We start from the raw sequence: 16,600 nt of genomic DNA, 5'->3' as shown, positions 1-16,600 counted from the left end.
GCCAAACTTGGCCGACAGGATCGTGGTGATCGCTGCAGTCAAGGTTGTTTTGCCGTGGTCAACGTGGCCAATCGTGCCGACGTTCACGTGCGGCTTGGTACGTTCAAATTTTCCTTTTGCCATTTCTTTTCTCCAAAGAGCAGTGCCCGTGTACAGGTTTTATGTCTGCACGATGCTGCTGATTCGCCCCGCACGGGTGACAGGGCGGCGCATCGTCGCAGACAGGGGCCACTTGACGCAGCCCCATGGGGTTTTTTTATTTTGCGCGAGCGGCCACGATGGCTTCAGCAACGTTACGAGGAGCTTCAGCGTAGTGCTTGAATTCCATCGTGTACGTTGCGCGGCCTTGTGACATAGAACGCAATGTGGTCGAGTAGCCGAACATTTCAGACAATGGCACTTCAGCTTTAATTGCTTTACCGCCACCGACCATGTCGTCCATACCTTGCACCATGCCGCGACGTGAGGACAAATCGCCCATCACGCTACCGGCGTAGTCTTCAGGCGTCTCAACTTCCACAGCCATCATGGGCTCCAGAATTACGGGCTGAGCTTTGCGGCAACCTTCTTTGAAACCAAAGATGGCGGCCATTTTGAAAGCCATTTCGTTCGAGTCCACATCGTGGTACGAACCGAAGTGCAGCGTGACCTTGACGTCAACGACTGGGTAACCTGCCAACACGCCTTGACCCAAAGCTTCGATCACGCCTTTTTCAACCGCAGGGATGTATTCACGAGGAACCACACCGCCCTTGATAGCGTCCACGAACTCGAAGCCTTTGCCAGCTTCTTGAGGTTCAACCTTGAGCACCACGTGACCGTACTGGCCTTTACCGCCAGACTGACGCACAAACTTGCCTTCAGCATCTTCAACAGTCTTGCGGATGGTCTCGCGGTAAGCCACTTGAGGCTTGCCCACGTTGGCTTCCACGCCGAATTCACGCTTCATGCGGTCGACAATAATTTCCAAGTGCAATTCGCCCTGGCCGCCAATGATGGTCTGGCCAGATTCTTCGTCGGTTTGCACGCGGAAAGAAGGATCTTCTGCAGCCAAACGAGACAAAGCCATGCCCATTTTTTCTTGGTCAGCTTTGGTCTTTGGCTCCACAGCTTGGCGAATCACGGAGTCCGGGAACACCATGCGCTCCAAGGTGATCACGGCTGCTGGATCGCACAAAGTCTCGCCTGTGGTGACATCTTTCAAACCCACGCAAGCAGCGATGTCGCCCGCACGAATTTCGTCAACTTCTTCACGGTTGTTGGCGTGCATTTGGACAATACGACCAATACGCTCTTTCTTGCCACGCACAGGGTTGTACACGGTGTCGCCCTTTTTCAGGACGCCAGAATAAACGCGCACGAAAGTCAATTGACCCACAAATGGATCGGTCATCAACTTGAATGCCAAGGCAGAGAATTTTTCGTTGTCATCGGCTTTACGGATGACTTCTTTTTCGTCTTCATCAAAGCCCTTGATGGCTTTCACGTCCAACGGAGAAGGCATCAATTCAAGCACGGCATCCAACATACGTTGAACGCCTTTGTTCTTGAACGCTGTACCGCACAACATGGGCTGAATTTCGCTGTTGATGGTACGCACACGCAAACCGTGTGTGATTTCTTCTTCAGTCAAGTCACCTTCTTCGAGGTACTTGTTCATCAGCTCATCTGAGGCTTCCGCCGCAGCTTCAACCATCTTTTCACGCCACTCTTTGGCCAATTCCACCAAGTTGGCTGGAATCTCTTCGAAAGTGAACTTCATACCTTGAGACGCTTCGTCCCAAATGATGGCTTTCATTTTGCGAAGGTCAACCACGCCGGTGAAGTTTTCTTCAGCGCCGATTGGGATCACGATGGGCACTGGGTTGGCCTTCAGGCGCAACTTCATCTGCTCAACCACTTTGAAGAAGTTGGCACCGGTACGGTCCATCTTGTTCACAAAGGCCAAACGTGGCACTTTGTACTTGTTGGCTTGACGCCACACAGTTTCAGACTGGGGCTGCACGCCACCCACAGCACAGTAAACCATGCAAGCACCGTCAAGCACGCGCATGGAACGCTCAACTTCAATCGTGAAGTCAACGTGGCCAGGGGTGTCAATGATGTTGATGCGGTGGTCTTCAAAAGAGCCATCCATGCCCTTCCAGAAACACGTGGTCGCAGCAGAAGTGATCGTGATACCACGCTCTTGCTCTTGCTCCATCCAGTCCATGGTGGCGGCGCCATCATGCACTTCACCGATCTTGTGGTTCACACCGGTGTAAAAAAGAATACGCTCTGTCGTGGTGGTTTTACCAGCGTCAATGTGCGCTGAAATACCAATGTTGCGATAGCGCTCAATGGGGGTATTGCGAGCCATTTTTTACCTTTGAATTTAGAAGCGGAAGTGGCTGAACGCCTTGTTGGCTTCGGCCATGCGGTGAACTTCGTCACGCTTTTTCATAGCACCGCCACGGCCTTCAGACGCTTCCAACAATTCGTTGGCCAAGCGTAGAGCCATGGACTTCTCGCCACGCTTACGCGCAGCTTCTTTCAACCAACGCATGGACAAAGCCAAGCGACGGACAGGGCGAACTTCAACGGGCACCTGGTAGTTGGCACCACCCACGCGGCGGGACTTAACTTCCACCATAGGCTTGACGTTGTTGATAGCCACGGAGAACAACTCGACAGGGTCTTTGCCCGACTTTTGTTCGATTTGCTCCAGAGCACCATAAATGATGCGCTCAGCAACCGCTTTTTTGCCGCCTTCCATGATCACGTTCATGAATTTAGACAGCTCGACATTGCCGTACTTTGGATCCGGCAGGATTTCACGTTTAGGGACTTCGCGACGACGTGGCATATTTCACCTCTTAATTGCTTCAGTTGGCATCTTTTCAGACACCGCAAAAACCATCTTGGTTTTCACTTACTCGACCCACAGCGGGTCACTACGCCGATTCACCGCGCCACGCGGGAAACAGCACCTTTTATTGAGTCAAAAGACCCGTTGCTTACTTAGCCTTAGGCTTTTTAGCGCCGTACTTAGAACGCGATTGCTTGCGGTCTTTCACGCCTTGCAAATCGAGCGAACCGCGCACGATGTGGTAACGCACACCTGGCAAGTCTTTGACACGACCGCCGCGCACGAGCACAACGCTGTGTTCTTGCAAGTTGTGACCTTCACCGCCGATGTACGAAATGACTTCGAAACCGTTGGTCAAGCGAACTTTGGCGACTTTACGCAGCGCAGAGTTAGGTTTTTTAGGCGTCGTGGTGTAGACGCGGGTGCAGACGCCGCGGCGTTGCGGCGAGTTTTGCATCGCAGGGCTTTTGGACTTAGTCGTTTCGACTTCGCGCCCCTGACGCACCAGTTGATTGATGGTTGGCATTGAAAAACGTCCCTAAACGTTTGAATTAAAAAAGAAAACGTGAATCCCTTCGGAAATTCCGAAAAGCCTTCTAGTGTATCAGCATAAAAAAGTTGCTGGTTACTTGACCCAAAGTCGCACCGAATCCCAGGCGCGTCCGACAAAGCCGGCCTGCTCGATCGCCTCTAACGCAACCAAGGGCACATCGACCAAAGGCTTTTGATCGATCGTGACTTTGAGGCTGCCCACCACTTGGCCGCGGGTAAAAGGGGCCACCAAAGGCTCAGGGCGAGCCACTTGGGTTTGGAGTCGCCCGCCCGCACCGGCAGGCACAGCCACAACAATGGGCGAGAAACGGCCCAACTTGATTGAGCTGCTGCTGCCTTTCCAAACGGCAGGCGTCACCACGGCTTGACCGCCTTCAAAGAGCTTCACGGCGTCAAATGCGGTGTAACCCCAATTCAGCAACTTTTGTGACTCTGTAGCGCGCGCGTTCTCACTGGACGCACCCAGCACAATCGACAGCAGGCGACGTGGCCCAACACCTGGCGCTTCACGGCTGGCCGTGGCGATCAAGCAATACCCTGCGGCCTCGGTGTGGCCTGTTTTCAAACCATCCACACTTGGGTCCCGAAACAAGAGCAAATTGCGGTTGCTCTCGTTGGACGCAGGTGTGCCCGCATAACGGTATTTCTTGATGGCGTAATACCCCACATACTCAGGAAAGTCTTGCATCAGGCGACTGGCCAACACCCCCAAGTCACGCGCTGTGGTGGTGTGACCGGGCTCGGTCAAGCCTTCGGGGTTTTTGTAACCTGTGGCATTCATACCCAGGGACTTGGCCTGCGCATTCATCATTTGAACAAAACGCTCAACCGTACCGCCGACGCCTTCGGCCAGGGCCATCGTGGCATCGTTGCCCGACTGAACGATCATGCCTTTGATCAAGTCTTCAACGGGCACTTTCATTTTGGGATCAATGAACATGCGTGACCCAGGCATTTTCCAAGCACGCTCGCTGACGGGAAACGTTTGTTGCAAACTGATTTTTTTAGACTTCAAAGCATCAAATACCAAATACGCACTCATCAACTTGGTCAACGATGCAGGCTCAATGGGCTTATCCGCATCCAGCTCGGCCAGCACCTGCTGCGCAGTGACATCAATGAGCAAGTATGCGCGGGCGGCAATTTCAGGGGGCTGAAGGGCTTGTGCCTGGGCGCTGAAAATGGATGAGAAACTGATCAAACAACCCAGCAGGTTGTTGCGCAAAGTGCGTGTCATGAAAATTCCGAGTTCATTGGAGTGGAAATGCCTGGCACTGCGACAGTGAAAGGGGCGCAAAAAGCGCATCAGCCGCCTAAGTCTGCAAGTGACGAACCACCAAGTTCTTGAGAAGCGGCAATTGTCCATGAAAGAAATGACCACCGCCCGGCACCACCGTGACGGGTAAGCTCTGCGGGCGCGCCCAATCCATCACCGATGCCAAGGACACCGTGTCGTCTTGTTCGCCATGCACCACCAAGGTTTTATCGTGCCAATCAGGATGGACAGGTGCCACAGTGAATCGCTGGGCAGCCGTGCCCACAAACACCACCTTGTCAATCTGACGGGTAGCGCACAACTCAGCCAGCGCATGGCTGGCCACAAACGAGCCAAATGAAAACCCCGCAATCGCCAGCGCGCCCTCGGGCGCCACTTGCGCCACCACGCGCAGCATGTCGCGCGCTTCGCCAGTGCCTGCATCGTGCTCCCCTGCGGACGCACCCACGCCACGGAAGTTAAAACGCACCGCGGTCCAACCACATTGCACAAACGCACGCACCAAAGTTTGGACCACCTTGTTGTCCATGGTGCCGCCAAACAAGGGATGGGGATGAGCCACGATGGCAACGCCGCGCGACACACCCTCGGGCTCGTCACGCAAGGCTTCGATGAGCCCCGCCTCGCCTTGAAGCGTGAGTTTTTGGGTTTGAGCGTTCATGACTCAGCCTCAGCGCCCGACGTGCTCAGGCACCAACAAGCGTTCGACCACTTGACCGTTCTTGAGGTGACTTTCAATGATTTCTGCCACATCGGTTTGATCCACAAAGCTGTACCAAGTGCCCTCTGGATACACCACGGCGACTGGGCCTGCCGCACAACGGTCCAAACAACCCGCCTTGTTCACGCGCACACCGCCGGGGCCGGACAAACCTGCAGCTTTGATCGCGGATTTGCATTGGTCAAACGCCGCTTGGGCGCCTTGCTGCGCACAACAAGAATCGCCGTTCTCACGTTGATTCAGACAGAAAAAAATATGGTGCTTGTAGTAAGAGGCTTGTGTCATAGCGTGATTCTAGATTTCTCCTTGACGCTCGCTGCTGACCCTCGCCAATGCCCACAGTAAAACCGCATAAGGCCACAACCACCCAAACCACTGCACCAAGCCATGAAAACGAATAAAACGGCCCAACTCCCAGGTGTGCAAGACTTGGGCAAAGTAGGCGCTTTCAGGCGACTGGTTCAGCACACTTTGCTGCACCACCAAAGCCAACAACAAAAACGCGGCACAGGTGCGAGCAGACAAAGCGGCAAACACCAGCGCCAACAAAAAACCGAGGCTCCAACCCAGCGCCACAGGCAAGGTCAGCCAGCGCCACGCATTCACAGGGCCATAGGTCAAGGCAGCTGACAAGGCACTCACAGCCAAGCCCACCGCCACCACAGACAGGGCGTAGACAACCCGCTGCCATGTGTGACGAATCACGCCAAAGCCGAGCAAACATGGGATCAACAGGCCCAACATCACACACAACAATTCGGCCCCTGGCAGCAAGGGCTCCAACTCAAAGGCACGTAGGGGGATCCAGTCGGCAAAGGGCGTTGCGTCAAAAGCGCTGGTCAACGCATCTTCCACCCGCTCCCACACTTGACCCAAACCCAAAGGCACAGCAACAGGAAAGAGCAAGGCAACCGGCCACATGGCGATCAGCACCAAGGCCATGTGGGTATCTCGCACAAACCAACGCGAACGAAACTGGCCCCAGCGGTGCAGCAAGCCCCAGTGCTCCAGCCCATTGGCCAAAACCGCCCCTATCCAACCACCTGCCATGTTGGTCAACAAATCAACTTGCGAGGGCACGCGCGCTGGCAAATAGCTCTGCAGCCCCTCCATCGTCAAAGAGAGTAACGCCGTTGCCAACGTAACAGGCAGCACCACAGCCTCCCGCCAACCCATGCGCATGGCGCTCAGGGTCAAGAAAAAGCCTAAAGGCGCATACCCCAACACATTGGAAGACACATCAAACCAGGTCCAATATTTGGGCCATGGGGCGCCTAAAAACGCCCAGGGCGCAATGCCTTGATCGCGCCATTGGTCAAAGGGGTAAAGGCTGGCGTAGACGATCAACGCCACGCACAGCTGCGACAAAGGCCATGCAGAAGTCTTGCGCATGGACCCAGCCGCCTTTAAAAAGGTTTGACCACCACCAAAATCACAGCCAAGGTCATCAACACCACGGGGACTTCATTGAACCAGCGGAACCAAAAATGGCTGCGTGTGTTGGCATGTGCCTCAAATTTGCGCAGCATTCTTCCGCACACGTGGTGGTAGCCCAGCGCCAGCAACACCACCGTCATCTTGGCGTGCATCCAACCGTTGCCCGGTCCTTGGCCAATGCCGTAGCCCAACCAGAGCACCAAGCCCAAAGCCAAAGCTGGAACCATCAACAAACTCGTGAAACGCATCAACTTGCGCGCCATCAGCAACAAGCGTGCTTCTTCCGCCACCGATTCGGCGGGCACTTGCGCCAGATTGACAAAAATTCGAGGCAAATAGAACAAACCGGCGAACCAGCTGGCCACGAAAACGATGTGAAAAGTTTTGATCCAAAGCATGACGACAGTTTAGCTGTGCTCAAAAGTGACAGCGCCACGTCAGGGCTTCAGGCACAATTTTGCGCATGCAACACCCATTCGCCTCCTTCCCCGCCAATCGCCCTCGCCGCCTGCGCCGTGACGACTTCACGCGACGCTTGGTGCGAGAAAACGCCTTGAGCGTGAACGATTTGATCTACCCCGTCTTCGTGCTCGAAGGCGAGAAGCGTCGCGAAGCTGTGGGCTCCATGCCCGGCGTCGAGCGCCTTAGCCTCGATTTGCTGCTGCCCGTAGCCGAAGAGTGCGTGAAGCTGGGCATTCCGGTGATGGCCTTGTTCCCCGTCATCAGCAGCCACCTCAAAACCCCCGACGGCGTTGAAGCCACCAACCCAGACGGCTTGGTGCCGCATATCGTGCGCGAACTGAAAAAACACTTCCCCGAACTCGGCGTGATGACCGATGTGGCGCTGGACCCCTTCACCAGCCACGGCCAGGACGGTTTGCTGGACGACACCGGCTACATCTTGAACGACATCACCACCGACATGCTGGTCCGACAAGCCTTAGCCCAAGCCGACGCCGGCGTCGACATCGTGGCACCCAGCGACATGATGGACGGCCGCATTGGCGCCATTCGCCAAGCGCTGGAAGCCAAAGGACACATTCACACACGCATCATGGCCTACAGCGCCAAATACGCCAGTGCCTTTTACGGCCCGTTCCGTGACGCGGTCGGCTCGGCCGGCAACTTGGGCAAGAGCGACAAGAAGTCTTACCAGATGGACCCCGGTAACACCGACGAAGCCCTGCGCGAGGTGGCACTGGACATCGCCGAAGGCGCCGACATGGTGATGGTCAAACCCGGCATGCCCTACCTCGACGTGGTGCGCCGCGTCAAAGACGAATTCAAAGTGCCCACCTTCGCCTACCAAGTCTCAGGCGAATACGCCATGCTCAAAGCCGCCGCCCAAAACGGCTGGCTCGACCACGACGCGGTGATGATGGAAAGCTTGCTCGCCTTCAAACGCGCGGGCGCAGATGGCATCTTGACCTACTTCGCCATCGACGCGGCGAAGAAAATTCGCCAAAGCTGATCGCTGGCCATTCGCAGCTCCCATCTCGCCCAGCGAAATGGGGTAGCGAGGTCTTGCGTATAGACCTCGCCGCAGCCGATCTAGTCGCTCAAGCCCCCAAGTGCTTCTCAAAAAACGCCAAGGTACGCGTCAGCGCCAACTTGGCTGCCGCCTCTTGGTACGCATCGCGGTGGTTGCAATTGAAGCCGTGGTGCGCGTCGTAAGTGTGAACTTCCACTTTCGGTTGGGCTTGGATGAAGGCCTGCACCGTGTCCATCGGAATCCAACCATCTTGCTCTGCGAAATGTGCCAACACGGGGCAATGGGGCTGACGTACGCGTTCGGCCTCGGAGGTCGAGCCGCCGCCGTAGTAAGGCACCGCCGCGCTCAAACCTTGCACTTGCCCAGCTGCGCGCCACGTCAACAAACCGCCCCAGCAGTAACCCACAATGCCCACTTTGCCGCCTGAGGTTTTGGCGGCGTAATCAACCGCCGCTTGGATATCGGCCATCACGCCGGGCTCGGGCAACGCTTCAACGGCGGCCTTGAGCGCCATGCCTGCCTGCATGTCGTCGCCGTTGTAGCCCAATTCCACGCCCTGTTTCGCGCGGTGAAAGGTGGCGGGGGCCACGGCCAAGTAGCCCGCTGCGGCATAGCCATCCGCCACTTCGCGGATATGTGCGTTCACACCAAAAATCTCTTGCAAAACCACCACGGCGCCTTTGGGCTGGCCTGTGGGTGTGGCGACGTAAGCAGGAAATTCAAAGCCATCGGCGGCTGTCAATGAAACGTTCATGGGTTAACTCTCTGAAGTTGAAATGAAACAAGTGTCTAGGAGGTTACTCGCTCCAAGGCGGGCCACTGCTATGGTGTGAAACTAAACCTTTCCATTCCAGCACTTAGGAGACACAACATGAGCCCCGTTCTTTTGATCACCGGCGCCAGCCGAGGCATTGGTGCCGCCACCGCGCTCTTGGCCGCCCAAAACGGTTGGTCCGTCGCCGTGAACTACACCGCCAACGCCTTGGCGGCCGATGAGGTCGTGCGCCAAATCCGCCAAGCCGGTGGCAACGCCATGAGCGTGCAAGCCGATGTGGGCGATGAAGCGCAAATCTTGCGCATGTTTGAGCAAATCGACGCCAAGATGGGCCGTCTCTCCGGCTTGGTCAACAACGCAGGCGTGGTCGACGCCACCGCGCGCGTTGATGAGATGAGCTGGAGCCGGTTGGAACGCATGATGCGCATCAACGTGCTCGGCTCCATCGCCTGCGCCCGCGAAGCCGTGCGCCGCATGAGCACCGTGCACGGCGGCACGGGGGGCAGCATCGTCAACATTTCCAGCGCCGCCTCGCGCTTGGGCGCGCCCAGCCAATACGTGGACTACGCGGCTGCCAAAGGCGCGATTGACGCCTTCACCATCGGCTTGGCCAAAGAAGTGGCCGGCGAAGGTATTCGCGTCAACGCCGTGCGTCCCGGCTTGATTGATACCGAAATTCACGCCTCGGGCGGCCTGCCCAACCGCGTGAAAGACTTGCAGCACTTGGTTCCCGCCAAACGTGGCGGCACCGCCGAAGAGGTGGCCCAAGCCATTGTTTGGCTGCTGTCCGACAAGGCCGAATACACCACCATGAGCTTCTTGGACGTTTCGGGAGGCCGTTGATGCGTAAAAACGTCAAGTACTACTGGGAAGACTTTGCCGTCGGCCAAGTGCGCGACTTAGGCACCATCAGCCCCACACGCGAAGAAATCATCACCTTCGCCAGCCAGTTCGACCCGCAGCCCTTCCACCTCGACGACGAAGCGGCCAAAGCCTCGGTCTTCGGCGGCCTGTGCGCCAGTGGCTGGCACACCTGTTCCATGGCCATGCGCCTCATGGTGACCAACTTTCTGCACGAAACCTCCAGCCTCGGCTCGCCCGGGCTGGAAAACATCCAATGGCGCAAGCCCGTGTTTCCAGGCGATGTGTTGCGCCTGCAAAGTACCGTGCTGGAAATCAAACCCATGGCCAAACGGCCCGACGTGGGCATGACCCGCAACCATTGGGAAATGTTCAACCAAAACGGTGACAAAGTGCTGAATATGGAAGGATGGGGGATGTTCAGGCGGCGAACGCCGGCTGAGGCTTAAAACACATGAAGGCACAGGACCCCTCAAGCATCTTGCCAATTTTTGCCAAACTCAGTATCCTGCCACCATGAGCACCATGAACATTTCCCTGCCGCAAACGTTGAAGGCCTTTGTGGACGTGCAAGTCAGCCAGCGGGGCTACGGCACCAGCAGCGAATACGTGCGCGAGCTGATCCGCAAGGATCAGGATCGCTTGCAATTGCGTGAAAAACTCTTGGCTGGAGCCACCTCTGCACCTACCGCGCCCTTGGCTGCCACTTACTTTGAAAGTCTGCGCGACAGGGTTCGTCAAAGCCAAACAAACAGCACGCCAGTGTGAAGACCAAGCCGGTCATCCCGCGTGAATTGGCACATAGCGATGTTGAAGAAGCGCTGTCTTACTATTTGAAAGAGGGCGCACCTGCTGCCGCACTTGGACTCATTGATGACCTTGAACGGGCCTATGCTCACATAGGTCGCCAACCTGGCACAGGCTCCCCGCGTTACGCTCACGAATTGAACTTACCCGGTCTTAGGGTTTGGCCTTTGACCCGCTACCCGCACTGCATTTTCTACATCGAGAGGGCTGACCACATCGATGTTTGGCGCGTCTTGCACGGGCAGCGTGATTTGCCTGCTTGGCTTCAGACAGACGTCGACTAAGTTCAGCCGAAGTTAAAGCGGAGTAGTTGCCTTTAACTGACCAGTTTCAGCAAGTCGTACGTGGTGCTTGCCTCACACCACAAAACCCAACGCCAGCCCTTGCTTCAAATGCGCGACCAACGCCGCCACCGCCCTAGGCACATGCGGCGCATACGGTCGAATGGCATAAATCTCCTCAGCAAACGCCCCCACCGAGCGCCACGCTGGCAAGACGGGCACCAACTTGCCTTGGCGCAAGGCGTCTTGCGCGCTGAAGTCGGGCATAAGGGCGATGCCAGCACCGCTCAGAGCGGCTTCGCGCAGGGCTTCGCTGTTGTTGGCGGCAAAGTTGCCTGACACGGGCACGGTCACGCGCTCTTGCGCAAAGGCAGTCTGACCCTCGGGGTCCATTTGTGCGCCTTGCGGCTGGTGCGGCTCAAAGGTCCAAGCCGGGGTGTCTTGTGAGCGGGGGTAATGCAGACAGTTATGGGCATGCAAATCAGCGGGAGTTTGCGGCTCTCCGCGTCGACGCAAATAGGCACGCGTAGCAACCAGCACCGTCTCCGTTCGGCAAAGCGCCCAAGCCACATGGGTGTCGGGCGGGCGGGCGGTGTGGCGAATGGCTAAGTCAAAGCCTTCGGTGGCCAAGGTGGTGAGCCGGTCCGACAGGTCTAATTCCAAGCGCACATCGGGGTAATTTTTCAAAAAGTCGGCCAACAGCGGCACCAGTTGTTGCCTAGCAAAAGCCACGGGCGCAGTCACACGAAGCAGACCACTGGGTTGATCAGCCAAGTCTTGCACTTGCGCAAAGCTTTGTGCAATTTGCGCAAACGAGGCACGGGTGTCGTCCACCAGCCGTTGCCCCGCCTCGGTCAAGCGCACGCTGCGGGTGGTGCGCTGCACCAGCGTCACGCGGGCGGCGCGCTCTAGCTCGGCAATGCGTTGGCTCATGGCCGCCTTGCTCACGCCCAAGCGCTCGGCGGCGGCGGTAAAGCTGCCTTGTTGTGCCAGCACGCTGAGCCAGTGCAAATGACTCCAGAGTTCGTTGATTTTTTGCTCATCCATGCATAGATTGTTCACTATTTTGAACAATCAATTCAAGTTTTCGCGCTTGTTGCGGCGCAAAAGCCTGCCTACACTGCCCCATCTTTTCTATTTACAGAGACACACCATGACCCAACTCGCTCACATCGCGCATTACATCAACGGTGCCGTTGCCAACGGCACCAGCACCCGCACACAGCCCGTGTTCAACCCAGCCACCGGCGCCGTCACCGGTAACGTGAGCTTGGCCAATGTGGCCGATGTCAACGCCGCCGTCGCCGCCGCGCAAAAAGCTTTCCCCGCTTGGGCCGACACCCCGCCCCTGCGCCGCGCCCGCGTGATGTTCAAGTTCTTGGAACTGATGAACCAGCACAAAGACGAGTTGGCCTGCATCATCACCGCAGAGCACGGGAAAGTGTTCACCGACGCCCAAGGTGAGGTGAGCCGCGGCATCGACATCGTCGAGTTCGCCACCGGCATTCCTCAGTTGCTCAAAGGCGACTTCACTGAGCAAGTGTCCACCGGCATCGACAACTGGACCATGCGCCAGCCCCTCGGCGTGGTGGCAGGCGTGACGCCCTTCAACTTCCCCGTCATGGTGCCCGCTTGGATGTTCCCCGTGGCCATCGCCGCCGGCAACACCTTTGTGCTGAAGCCCAGCCCGATCGACCCCACAGCCGCGCTGTTCATCGCTGATTTGCTGAAGAAAGCCGGCTTGCCTGACGGTGTGTTCAACGTGGTGCAAGGCGACAAAGAAGCGGTCGACGCGCTCTTGGTTCACCCCGATGTCAAGGCCGTGAGCTTTGTGGGCTCCACCCCCATCGCCAACTACATCTACGAAACTGGCGCCCACCACGGCAAGCGCGTACAAGCCTTGGGCGGCGCGAAGAACCACATGGTGGTCATGCCCGATGCCGACATCGACCAAGCGGTGGATGCCTTGATTGGCGCAGCCTACGGCTCTGCGGGCGAGCGTTGCATGGCCATCAGCGTGGCCGTGTTGGTGGGCGATGTGGCCGAGCGCCTCATGCCCAAACTGATTGAGCGCACCAAAACTTTGAAGGTCTTGAACGGCACCAACCTCGCCGCCGAAATGGGCCCCATCGTGACCGACGTGGCGCACAAGCGCATCACTGGCTACATCGAGCAAGGCGTGAAAGAAGGCGCACGCTTGTTGGTCGACGGCCGCAACTTTGACGGCGCAAGCGCTGGTGAAGGCTGCAAAGACGGCTTCTGGATGGGCGGCACGCTGTTTGACAACGTCACCCCTGACATGCGCATCTACAAAGAAGAAATCTTCGGCCCCGTGTTGAGCTGCGTGCAAGTGGCTGACTTGGCCCAAGCCGTGGACCTGATCAACGCCCACGAGTTCGGCAACGGCGTGAGCTGCTTCACCCGAGACGGCAACGTGGCCCGCGAGTTCTCGCGTCACATCCAAGTGGGCATGGTCGGCATCAACGTGCCGATTCCCGTGCCCATGGCTTGGCACGGCTTTGGCGGCTGGAAGAAGAGCTTGTTTGGCGACATGCATGCCTACGGCGAAGAAGGCGTGCGTTTCTATACGAAGCAAAAGAGCGTCATGCAGCGCTGGCCTGAGAGCATTGGCAAAGGCGCTGAGTTTGTGATGCCGACATCCAAATAATCGAGCCTGTTAAAGGTCGATCACGGGGCGGGCAGGGTCTTAACATGGCCTTGCCCGCCTTTTTTCGTAACAACACCAGCCAGCCCAAGTACCATCGCGGTCCATAACAACAAGCACTTGAGACAACCGTATGAGCGACACCCAGTTTGACTACATCATCGTTGGCGCCGGCACCGCAGGCTGCCTGTTGGCCAACCGCCTGAGCGCCAACGCCAGCAAACGTGTGCTGCTCGTTGAAGCTGGCCGCAAAGACGATTACCACTGGATTCACATCCCAGTCGGTTACCTGTATTGCATCGGCAACCCGCGCACCGACTGGCTATTCAACACCGCCCCGGATGCGGGCTTGAACGGTCGCAGCTTGCGCTACCCGCGCGGCAAGGTGTTGGGCGGTTGCTCCAGCATCAACGGCATGATTTACATGCGCGGCCAAGCGCGTGACTACGACCAATGGGCCGACATCACCGGTGACGCCCGCTGGCGCTGGGACAACAGCCTGCCGTATTTCAAACTGCACGAAGACCACCACGCCGGTGCCAACGCCCTGCACGGCGCCAAAGGGGCACGCAGTGACGTCTTGGTGGGCGACACCACGGTGTATGGCGAAACCTTGCGCCACCACATCGCAGGCGGTGAATGGCGGGTCGAGAAACAGCGCTTGCGTTGGGACGTGCTCGACGCGTTTGCCCAAGCCGCCGTGCAAGCCGGCATTCCTGCCACCGACGACTTCAACCGTGGCAGCAACGAAGGCGTGGGCTACTTTGAGGTCAACCAAAAAAGCGGTTGGCGCTGGAACACCGCCAAAGCCTTTTTGCGCCCCATGTGCTACGCCCGCCCCAACTTCGAGTTGTGGACCAACGCCCAAGTGGCTCAGCTGCTGATGACCACCGAAGCCGACGGCACCCAGCGCTGCACCGGTGCCAAGGTGTGGACTGGCCAAGAGTTCGTGAACGTCACCGCCAAAGAATCGGTGGTGCTCTGCGCAGGGGCGATTGGCACACCACAAATTTTGCAGCTCTCAGGTCTAGGCCCTGCCGACTTGCTCAAGCAACACGGCATTGAACCTGTCATCGACCTGCCCGGCGTGGGCGCGAACTTGCAAGACCACTTGCAAATCCGCTCGGTCTTCAAAGTGCAGGGCGTAAAAACACTCAACACCTTGGCCAACAGCTGGTGGGGCAAAGCCATGATTGGCATGGAATACGCGTTCAAGCGCAGCGGCCCCATGAGTATGGCGCCCTCGCAGCTCGGCGCATTTACCCGCAGCAGCCCTGACCAGCCCTATCCCAATATCGAGTACCACGTTCAACCGCTGAGCCTGGATGCCTTTGGCGAGCCGCTGCACAACTTCCCCGCCTTCACCGCCAGCGTGTGCAACCTGAACCCCACCAGCCGAGGCACGGTCAACATCACCAGTGCCAACTTCGCCGACGCGCCCAAAATTGCGCCCAACTACTTGAGCACCCCTGAAGACCGCAAGGTGGCCGCTGACTCGCTGCGCGTAACTCGCCGCATCGCCGCCCAACCCGCGCTCGCCAAGTACAAGCCCGAAGAGTTCAAACCTGGCGTCCAATACCAAAGCGACGATGACTTGGCGCGTTTGGCAGGCGACATCGCCACCACCATCTTCCACCCCGTGGGCACCGCTCGCATGGGCCGCTTGGACGACGCGATGGCCGTGGTCGACCCCGAGCTGCGTGTGCGTGACGGGCGCGGTGGTCTGGTGCGCGGCCTGCGCGTCGTTGACGCCAGCGTGATGCCCACCATCACCAGCGGCAACACCAACAGCCCCACCTTGATGCTGGCCGAAAAAGCGGCGCAATGGCTGGTCCACGACGCCTTACTGTCAACCCAAACTTAGGCCGACGTTTCAACGGTAATCGGGTTATTCCGCAAGGGAAAATCCTAGGCAAGTCGAGGATCTGTGGCGCTTACAGTTGTCTAACTCGGAGCGGCCAAAGCGCAGCTCAACGAGGGCGCGAGGAGACAGACGACAGACCCTTTAAAGGGTCGTTCTAGAGAAGGCACCGGCAAAACCGGTGCCTTTTGCTTTGTGGCTTTTACTTTCCAGCCTGATCTCGCCTTCTTTCAAATCACAATCCCCCGCATGGAACTCCTTTTCGTCACCTTCGCATCTGCTTTGGCTGGGTTTGTAGACGCCATCGTGGGTGGCGGCGGCTTGATCTTGTTACCCGCTTTGTTTGCGGTCTACCCATCAGGCGCACCTGCCACGTTGCTGGGCACCAACAAAAGCGCCTCGGTCTGGGGCACCACCTTTGCAGCCTGGCAGTACAGCCGCCGCGTGCAGATGCCCTGGCGCATCATGCTGCCCGCAGCCGCGTTAGCCATGGCAGGCTCGTTCGCCGGTGCTTGGCTGGTGACCCGCGTTTCGCCTGAATTTTTACGCCAGTTATTGCCCTTCGTGCTGTTGGCAGTGCTGGTCTACACCTTGATGCGTAAAGACATGGGGCAACACCACGCGCCGCGCTTTCAGGGCCGTACAGAGTTACTGGCGGCTTGCACGGTGGGTGTGGGCATGGGTTTTTACGATGGTTTTTTTGGGCCGGGCACAGGCAGCTTCTTTGTGTTTTTGCTGGTGCGCTGGTTGGGCTACGACTTTTTGAACGCCTCAGTCGCGGCTAAGCTGCTCAACCTCTCCAGCAACGCCGCCGCCTTGGTGTTGTTCACCTTGAAAGGCCATGTGTGGTGGCATTTGGCCTTGCCAATGGCCATTGCCAATGTGGCAGGCAGCTTGCTGGGCACACGCATGGCGCTCAAGCATGGCGCCGGTTTTGTGCGGGTGATGTTCATCGTGGTGGTGAGCGCGCTGATTTGCAAAACCAGCTGGGACGCGTTTTTGCGCTGAAGCCATCTGTCAAAGA

At 57.6% G+C, this 16,600-nt stretch carries 19 protein-coding genes; 8 read left to right on the top strand and 11 right to left on the bottom strand.

Annotated features, from left to right (window positions below; translation table 11 throughout):
- The 9 genes from B9Z42_RS15710 to B9Z42_RS15670 form a co-directional block, all read right to left on the bottom strand.
- On the bottom strand, positions 1 to 123 hold a 123-nt coding region (locus B9Z42_RS15710), incomplete at its 3' end, for a GTP-binding protein (RefSeq protein WP_233203667.1).
- A 133-nt stretch (positions 124 to 256) separates the two neighbouring features.
- On the bottom strand, positions 257 to 2,359 hold the full coding sequence (gene fusA / locus B9Z42_RS15705; protein ID WP_100134359.1) for an elongation factor G: 2,103 nt from the start codon (positions 2,357 to 2,359) through the stop codon (positions 257 to 259).
- Between the two features lie 15 nt (positions 2,360 to 2,374).
- Positions 2,375 to 2,845, bottom strand: coding sequence for a 30S ribosomal protein S7 (rpsG, locus tag B9Z42_RS15700; RefSeq protein WP_100134358.1), 471 nt, complete (start codon positions 2,843 to 2,845; stop codon positions 2,375 to 2,377).
- 151 nt (positions 2,846 to 2,996) lie between these two features.
- Positions 2,997 to 3,374: a 30S ribosomal protein S12 gene (gene rpsL, locus B9Z42_RS15695; protein WP_066708835.1), complete on the bottom strand. Its 378-nt coding sequence runs from the start codon at positions 3,372 to 3,374 to the stop codon at positions 2,997 to 2,999.
- Between the two features lie 99 nt (positions 3,375 to 3,473).
- Positions 3,474 to 4,637, bottom strand: coding sequence for a D-alanyl-D-alanine carboxypeptidase family protein (locus B9Z42_RS15690; protein ID WP_100134357.1), 1,164 nt, complete (start codon positions 4,635 to 4,637; stop codon positions 3,474 to 3,476).
- 76 nt (positions 4,638 to 4,713) lie between these two features.
- The gene (locus B9Z42_RS15685) at positions 4,714 to 5,337 is read right to left on the bottom strand and encodes an alpha/beta hydrolase (protein ID WP_100134356.1); all 624 of its coding nucleotides are present in this window, start codon (positions 5,335 to 5,337) and stop codon (positions 4,714 to 4,716) included.
- Positions 5,338 to 5,346: 9 nt separating this feature from the next.
- On the bottom strand, positions 5,347 to 5,682 hold the full coding sequence (locus tag B9Z42_RS15680) for a ferredoxin (protein ID WP_100134355.1): 336 nt from the start codon (positions 5,680 to 5,682) through the stop codon (positions 5,347 to 5,349).
- 9 nt (positions 5,683 to 5,691) lie between these two features.
- Complete coding sequence (locus B9Z42_RS15675; RefSeq protein WP_100134354.1) at positions 5,692 to 6,789, bottom strand: VanZ family protein; 1,098 nt, start codon at positions 6,787 to 6,789, stop codon at positions 5,692 to 5,694.
- A 14-nt stretch (positions 6,790 to 6,803) separates the two neighbouring features.
- Positions 6,804 to 7,232 (bottom strand): CopD family protein, encoded by a 429-nt coding sequence (locus tag B9Z42_RS15670; RefSeq protein ID WP_100134353.1) that lies wholly within the window; start codon positions 7,230 to 7,232, stop codon positions 6,804 to 6,806.
- 65 nt (positions 7,233 to 7,297) lie between these two features.
- On the opposite strand from B9Z42_RS15670, the gene hemB reads away from it, so the two are divergent.
- Positions 7,298 to 8,305 carry a porphobilinogen synthase gene (hemB, locus tag B9Z42_RS15665; RefSeq protein ID WP_100134352.1) on the top strand — a complete coding sequence of 336 codons (1,008 nt, stop codon included), beginning with the start codon at positions 7,298 to 7,300 and terminating at the stop codon, positions 8,303 to 8,305.
- 88 nt (positions 8,306 to 8,393) lie between these two features.
- Here the strand turns inward: hemB and B9Z42_RS15660 are convergent, their stop codons facing one another.
- The gene (locus B9Z42_RS15660) at positions 8,394 to 9,080 is read right to left on the bottom strand and encodes a dienelactone hydrolase family protein (protein WP_100134351.1); all 687 of its coding nucleotides are present in this window, start codon (positions 9,078 to 9,080) and stop codon (positions 8,394 to 8,396) included.
- Between the two features lie 117 nt (positions 9,081 to 9,197).
- On the opposite strand from B9Z42_RS15660, the gene B9Z42_RS15655 reads away from it, so the two are divergent.
- The 4 genes from B9Z42_RS15655 (at position 9,198) to B9Z42_RS15640 (ending at position 11,053) form a co-directional block, all read left to right on the top strand.
- Positions 9,198 to 9,944 (top strand): SDR family oxidoreductase, encoded by a 747-nt coding sequence (locus B9Z42_RS15655; RefSeq protein WP_100134350.1) that lies wholly within the window; start codon positions 9,198 to 9,200, stop codon positions 9,942 to 9,944.
- Positions 9,944 to 10,411 carry a MaoC family dehydratase gene (locus B9Z42_RS15650; protein ID WP_100134349.1) on the top strand — a complete coding sequence of 156 codons (468 nt, stop codon included), beginning with the start codon at positions 9,944 to 9,946 and terminating at the stop codon, positions 10,409 to 10,411. Before B9Z42_RS15655 ends, B9Z42_RS15650 begins: the two co-directional genes overlap by 1 nt.
- 67 nt (positions 10,412 to 10,478) lie before the next feature.
- Positions 10,479 to 10,730: a type II toxin-antitoxin system ParD family antitoxin gene (locus B9Z42_RS15645; RefSeq protein ID WP_100134348.1), complete on the top strand. Its 252-nt coding sequence runs from the start codon at positions 10,479 to 10,481 to the stop codon at positions 10,728 to 10,730.
- The gene (locus tag B9Z42_RS15640; protein WP_100134347.1) at positions 10,727 to 11,053 is read left to right on the top strand and encodes a type II toxin-antitoxin system RelE/ParE family toxin; all 327 of its coding nucleotides are present in this window, start codon (positions 10,727 to 10,729) and stop codon (positions 11,051 to 11,053) included. Before B9Z42_RS15645 ends, B9Z42_RS15640 begins: the two co-directional genes overlap by 4 nt.
- 72 nt (positions 11,054 to 11,125) lie before the next feature.
- Here B9Z42_RS15640 and B9Z42_RS15635 read toward each other — a convergent pair whose 3' ends face one another.
- The gene (locus B9Z42_RS15635) at positions 11,126 to 12,097 is read right to left on the bottom strand and encodes a LysR family transcriptional regulator (RefSeq protein ID WP_100134346.1); all 972 of its coding nucleotides are present in this window, start codon (positions 12,095 to 12,097) and stop codon (positions 11,126 to 11,128) included.
- Between the two features lie 106 nt (positions 12,098 to 12,203).
- Here B9Z42_RS15635 and B9Z42_RS15630 point away from each other — a divergent pair, with 106 nt between their 5' ends.
- The 3 genes from B9Z42_RS15630 to B9Z42_RS15620 all read left to right on the top strand — a co-directional run bounded on the left by B9Z42_RS15630 (position 12,204) and on the right by B9Z42_RS15620 (position 16,584).
- Positions 12,204 to 13,718 (top strand): CoA-acylating methylmalonate-semialdehyde dehydrogenase, encoded by a 1,515-nt coding sequence (locus tag B9Z42_RS15630; protein WP_100134366.1) that lies wholly within the window; start codon positions 12,204 to 12,206, stop codon positions 13,716 to 13,718.
- Positions 13,719 to 13,848: 130 nt separating this feature from the next.
- Positions 13,849 to 15,579, top strand: coding sequence for a GMC family oxidoreductase (locus tag B9Z42_RS15625; RefSeq protein WP_100134345.1), 1,731 nt, complete (start codon positions 13,849 to 13,851; stop codon positions 15,577 to 15,579).
- A 246-nt stretch (positions 15,580 to 15,825) separates the two neighbouring features.
- The gene (locus B9Z42_RS15620) at positions 15,826 to 16,584 is read left to right on the top strand and encodes a TSUP family transporter (RefSeq protein WP_100134344.1); all 759 of its coding nucleotides are present in this window, start codon (positions 15,826 to 15,828) and stop codon (positions 16,582 to 16,584) included.
- Positions 16,585 to 16,600 lie beyond the last annotated feature (16 nt).

Source organism: Limnohabitans sp. B9-3, from assembly GCF_002778325.1.
GTDB lineage: Bacteria > Pseudomonadota > Gammaproteobacteria > Burkholderiales > Burkholderiaceae_C > Limnohabitans > Limnohabitans kasalickyi.
Note: the sequence above shows the minus strand (reverse complement) of the source record. Positions and strands in the feature narration are given on the sequence as shown.

Bases quoted from the DNA above. Each gene is read 5' to 3' on its own strand.
- fusA (WP_100134359.1), bottom strand. From the start codon at position 2,359: ATGGCTCGCAATACCCCCATTGAGCGCTATCGCAACATTGGTATTTCA.
- rpsG (WP_100134358.1), bottom strand. From the start codon at position 2,845: ATGCCACGTCGTCGCGAAGTCCCTAAACGTGAAATCCTGCCGGATCCA.
- rpsL (WP_066708835.1), bottom strand. From the start codon at position 3,374: ATGCCAACCATCAATCAACTGGTGCGTCAGGGGCGCGAAGTCGAAACG.
- B9Z42_RS15690 (WP_100134357.1), bottom strand. From the start codon at position 4,637: ATGACACGCACTTTGCGCAACAACCTGCTGGGTTGTTTGATCAGTTTC.
- B9Z42_RS15685 (WP_100134356.1), bottom strand. From the start codon at position 5,337: ATGAACGCTCAAACCCAAAAACTCACGCTTCAAGGCGAGGCGGGGCTC.
- B9Z42_RS15680 (WP_100134355.1), bottom strand. From the start codon at position 5,682: ATGACACAAGCCTCTTACTACAAGCACCATATTTTTTTCTGTCTGAAT.
- B9Z42_RS15675 (WP_100134354.1), bottom strand. From the start codon at position 6,789: ATGCGCAAGACTTCTGCATGGCCTTTGTCGCAGCTGTGCGTGGCGTTG.
- B9Z42_RS15670 (WP_100134353.1), bottom strand. From the start codon at position 7,232: ATGCTTTGGATCAAAACTTTTCACATCGTTTTCGTGGCCAGCTGGTTC.
- hemB (WP_100134352.1), top strand. From the start codon at position 7,298: ATGCAACACCCATTCGCCTCCTTCCCCGCCAATCGCCCTCGCCGCCTG.
- B9Z42_RS15660 (WP_100134351.1), bottom strand. From the start codon at position 9,080: ATGAACGTTTCATTGACAGCCGCCGATGGCTTTGAATTTCCTGCTTAC.
- B9Z42_RS15655 (WP_100134350.1), top strand. From the start codon at position 9,198: ATGAGCCCCGTTCTTTTGATCACCGGCGCCAGCCGAGGCATTGGTGCC.
- B9Z42_RS15650 (WP_100134349.1), top strand. From the start codon at position 9,944: ATGCGTAAAAACGTCAAGTACTACTGGGAAGACTTTGCCGTCGGCCAA.
- B9Z42_RS15645 (WP_100134348.1), top strand. From the start codon at position 10,479: ATGAGCACCATGAACATTTCCCTGCCGCAAACGTTGAAGGCCTTTGTG.
- B9Z42_RS15635 (WP_100134346.1), bottom strand. From the start codon at position 12,097: ATGGATGAGCAAAAAATCAACGAACTCTGGAGTCATTTGCACTGGCTC.
- B9Z42_RS15630 (WP_100134366.1), top strand. From the start codon at position 12,204: ATGACCCAACTCGCTCACATCGCGCATTACATCAACGGTGCCGTTGCC.
- B9Z42_RS15625 (WP_100134345.1), top strand. From the start codon at position 13,849: ATGAGCGACACCCAGTTTGACTACATCATCGTTGGCGCCGGCACCGCA.
- B9Z42_RS15620 (WP_100134344.1), top strand. From the start codon at position 15,826: ATGGAACTCCTTTTCGTCACCTTCGCATCTGCTTTGGCTGGGTTTGTA.